5 protein-coding genes are annotated in these 3718 nt (G+C 62.4%); 2 read left to right on the plus strand and 3 right to left on the minus strand.

Annotated features, from left to right (window positions below; all coding sequences use genetic code 11):
* Nucleotides 1–991: tRNA dihydrouridine synthase DusB (gene dusB / locus AC1DUU_RS26040; protein ID WP_476786260.1), on the minus strand; the 991-nt coding region annotated here is incomplete at its 3' end.
* A gap of 140 nt (nt 992–1131) precedes the next feature.
* On the opposite strand from dusB, the gene AC1DUU_RS26045 reads away from it, so the two are divergent.
* Both AC1DUU_RS26045 and AC1DUU_RS26050 read left to right on the plus strand, forming a co-directional pair.
* Nucleotides 1132–2355: a bifunctional 2-C-methyl-D-erythritol 4-phosphate cytidylyltransferase/2-C-methyl-D-erythritol 2,4-cyclodiphosphate synthase gene (locus AC1DUU_RS26045; protein ID WP_476786261.1), complete on the plus strand. Its 1224-nt coding sequence runs from the start codon at nt 1132–1134 to the stop codon at nt 2353–2355.
* On the plus strand, nt 2352–2858 hold the full coding sequence (locus AC1DUU_RS26050) for a CinA family protein (protein WP_476786262.1): 507 nt from the start codon (nt 2352–2354) through the stop codon (nt 2856–2858). The genes AC1DUU_RS26045 and AC1DUU_RS26050 overlap by 4 nt, the downstream gene beginning before the upstream one ends.
* Here the strand turns inward: AC1DUU_RS26050 and AC1DUU_RS26055 are convergent.
* Together AC1DUU_RS26055 and AC1DUU_RS26060 are read right to left on the minus strand one after the other, a co-directional pair.
* Nucleotides 2834–3295: a type II toxin-antitoxin system RatA family toxin gene (locus AC1DUU_RS26055; protein WP_476786263.1), complete on the minus strand. Its 462-nt coding sequence runs from the start codon at nt 3293–3295 to the stop codon at nt 2834–2836. The genes AC1DUU_RS26050 and AC1DUU_RS26055 overlap by 25 nt on opposite strands.
* 10 nt (nt 3296–3305) lie before the next feature.
* Nucleotides 3306–3718: lipoyl synthase (locus tag AC1DUU_RS26060; protein WP_476786264.1), on the minus strand; the 413-nt coding region annotated here is incomplete at its 5' end.

Here is a 3718-nt window from a genome sequence, read left to right on the forward strand (position 1 = left end):
CCGTAAGTGCTTCACGTAGCGAAGAAATAACCTGTTTCGGATCGAATGACGTCAGCACCCCACGACGGAGATCGTCCGGCACCCCTGACGTGTGGCGATCAAGATACCAGCCGAGATGCTTGCGCGCCTGGCGCAGCCCGCTTTCGATACCGTAGAGCGCGAGCATGTCTTCGTAGTGAGCGACGACGTAGTCCGCCATTTCAGCCGATGATTGCGGCACGCCAGCTGCGGTGCCATTCGTTGCCGCCGCAGCGATCACGCCTGCCGTCCACGGCGCGCCATAATGCGAGCGTCCTGCCATGACCGCATCGGCACCGGACTGTGCGAGAATCTCCGCGGCATCCAGCGCGGTTGCGACATCGCCATTGGCGACCACCGGGATGCCGACAGCCAGCTTGACCCGCGCAATCGCGCGCCAGTCGGCCTTGCCCTGGTAGAACTGGCAACGCGTGCGGCCATGCACAGTGACCATCTTGACGCCGGCCTGTTCTGCGCGACGAGCCAATTCTGGTGCATTGAGCACGCCGTCGTCCCAGCCAAGCCGCATCTTCAGCGTGACCGGCACCTCGACGGCACCAACGACAGCATCGATCAGCGTCAGCGCGAAATCGAGGTCGCGCATTAGTGCTGAGCCGGCGTAGCCGCCTGTCACCTTCTTGGCTGGGCAACCCATATTGATGTCGATGACATCGGCACCTTCGCTAACGGCGATACGAGCGCCTTCGGCCATATGCGCGGCCTCGCGGCCGGCGAGTTGCACCATATGCACCGGCAGGCCGGAATGGCGGATTCGGAAGCCGCTGGAGCCGCGCCCCTTGGCGAGTTCGCCACTGGCAACCATCTCCGAGACGACCAATCCGGCGCCATGCGCGTAAGCGCGCGTGCGAAAGGCTTCATCGGTGACGCCGGACATCGGGGCCAGAAACACCCGATTGCGGATCGTCACATCGCCGATCGAAAGTGGCTCGCCAAGTTTACTGAGATCATTCATGCACAAAAACAAAGCACCATTTGTCTCTGCACAATGAGTAGCCATGATCGGCTCATTGTGCAACTGCGAAATGACAGCCGAATGCGGCGCTTTCTGGATTCCTCTGGCCTTCCGCAGGCCTCGCGGCTAAGCCTCTGCACATGAACGCAGAAGCCTTGCCGAACCATCAGAATTCAAAAGTCGCCGTCGTCATCGTGGCTGCCGGCCGTGGTGAACGCGCCGGCCAGACCGACGGTCCAAAACAGTACCGCAAGATCGGCGGCAAGGCCGTCATCTGGCATACGCTGAAGGCCTTTCTCGACCATCCCAGAGTTGGCCAGGTGGCGGTGGCCATCCATGCCGACGACGCAGAACTGTTCGCAAGCGCGGCCGGCGAGTTCGCATCTCGGGTGATAGCCGTCGTGGGCGGTGCAACCAGGCAGGAATCGACGCGCCTAGCACTCCTCGCGCTGCAGTCCGCCGGACCAGCAGCAGTGCTTGTCCATGACGGCGTGAGGCCGTTTGTTGGCACTGACGTGATCGACCGCACGATTGAAGGCATCGACGAGAAACATGGGTCGCTGCCGTCCCTGCCCGTTTCCGACACGCTGAAGAAGGAAGCTGATGATCGCACGGTTGCTGAAACCGTGCCGCGCGCAGGTCTGCACTCGGCACAGACACCGCAAGGTTTTCCTTTCGAACCGATCATCGCCGCGCACCAGCGCGCCTTCGAAGCCGGCCGCAGCGACTTCACCGACGATTCCGCCATCGCAGAATGGGCAGGCATCCCGGTCCGACTGGTGCTCGGCTCGCCCGACAACATCAAACTCACCTGGGCAAAGGATATCGCCATGGCCGACCAGCGCCTTACCGGTCAAACAACGAGCTTCCCCGACGTCCGCACCGGCAACGGTTATGACGTGCACTCCTTTGAGGCGGGCGACCATGTCTGGCTATGTGGCGTGAAAATCCCCCATTCGAAGAAGCTGAATGGCCATTCCGACGCCGATGTCGGGCTCCACGCGCTGACCGACGCACTGCTTGCCACCTGCGGCGCCGGCGATATCGGCACGCATTTCCCACCGTCCGACCCGCAATGGAAGGGCGCTGCATCGCGCCAGTTTGTCGAGCATGCCGCAAAGATCGTTCGCGCACGCGGCGGGCGCATCGCCAATGCGGATATCACCCTGATCTGCGAGGCACCACGCGTCGGGCCACATCGCGAAGCCATGACCGCAGAGCTTTCCGACATGCTGCGCATTGCCCCCGAACGCGTCTCGATCAAGGCGACCACCAACGAAAAGCTTGGCTTCGTCGGCCGCGAGGAAGGCATTGCCGCGATCGCGACCGCAAGCGTGGTCTACCCCGGAGAACTGCCGGAATGAGCGACATCGGCGCCCTCGCCTCGACCCTGCTCGAAGCTTGCGAGGCGCATGGCGTCATGGTCGCCACCGCTGAAAGCTGCACAGGCGGCATGATCATTGCGGCGCTGACCGACATCGCCGGGTCCTCGACGGTCGTCGACCGAGGCTTCATCACCTATTCCAACGCAGCAAAGATGGAGATGCTCGGCGTCTCTCCCGCCACGCTCGAAGCACATGGCGCGGTGTCGCGCGAGACGGCACTCGAAATGGCCGCCGGAGCGCTTGCGCGTTCGGGTGCCAGCCTCGCATTGGCGGTTACCGGCATTGCAGGGCCAGGCGGCGGCTCGTCCGAAAAGCCGGTCGGCCTCGTCTGGTTCGGTGTCGCCAGGAAAGGCGCACCGCCTGAAGCTGAGTTCCGCATCTTCGAAAACAAGGGGCGTGACTTCATCCGCCGCGAGACGGTCAGGACAGCGCTTGGACTCGGCCTGAGGGCCGTCGATCAGACGGCTTTCGCTGGCCCGTAGATCACATCGGCGCGTTTTTCGAAGGCTTCGGCGAACATGCGGAAGGCGCGGTCGAACATCGTGCCCATGAGCACGCCAAGGATGCGGCTCTTGAACTCGTAGTCGATGAAGAATTCGACATCAGCGCCGCCATGCGCCGCTGCCACGAACTTCCACTCATTGGTGAGATAGCGAAACGGACCATCGAGSTATTTGACGTCGATGGTGTTTTCCTCGGGCGTGAGAAGCACCTGCGTGGTGAAAGTCTCGCGGATCGCCTTGTAGCCGACAGTCATGTCGGCAACGAGGATCTCGCGGCCGTCGCGCTCGCGCCGCGAGCGCACATTGAGTGCCTCGCATAGAGGCAGGAATTCCGGATATTTTTCCACATCAGCCACCAGCGCGTACATTTCTTCCGGCGAGTGGCTGACGCGGCGCGTGGTTTCGAACTTCGGCATTCCGCGTTGATCAGGCCTTCTTGGCCAACAATGCTTCGCGCGCGGCGCGCAGCTTGGCGAAATCGTCGCCGGCATGATGCGACGAGCGCGTCAACGGGCTCGAGGCGACAAGCAGGAAGCCCTTGGACTTGCCAACCGTGGCGTAAGAGGTGAACTCCTCCGGGGTGACGAACTTCTTGACCGGATGGTGCTTCTTGGTCGGCTGCAGATACTGGCCGATGGTCATGAAGTCSACMTYGGCSGWGCGCAGGTCGTCCATCARYTGGAGMACYTCGTKMCGCTCCTCRCCGAGGCCGACCATGATGCCGGACTTGGTGAAGATSGWSGGGTCGAGYTCCTTSACCCGCTGCAACAGCCGGATCGAGTGGAAGTAGCGCGCACCGGGACGAACCGTCAGATAGTTCGATGGGACCGTCTCCAGAT

The sequence above is a fragment of the Aminobacter sp. P4_H6_2 genome, from assembly GCF_056400805.1.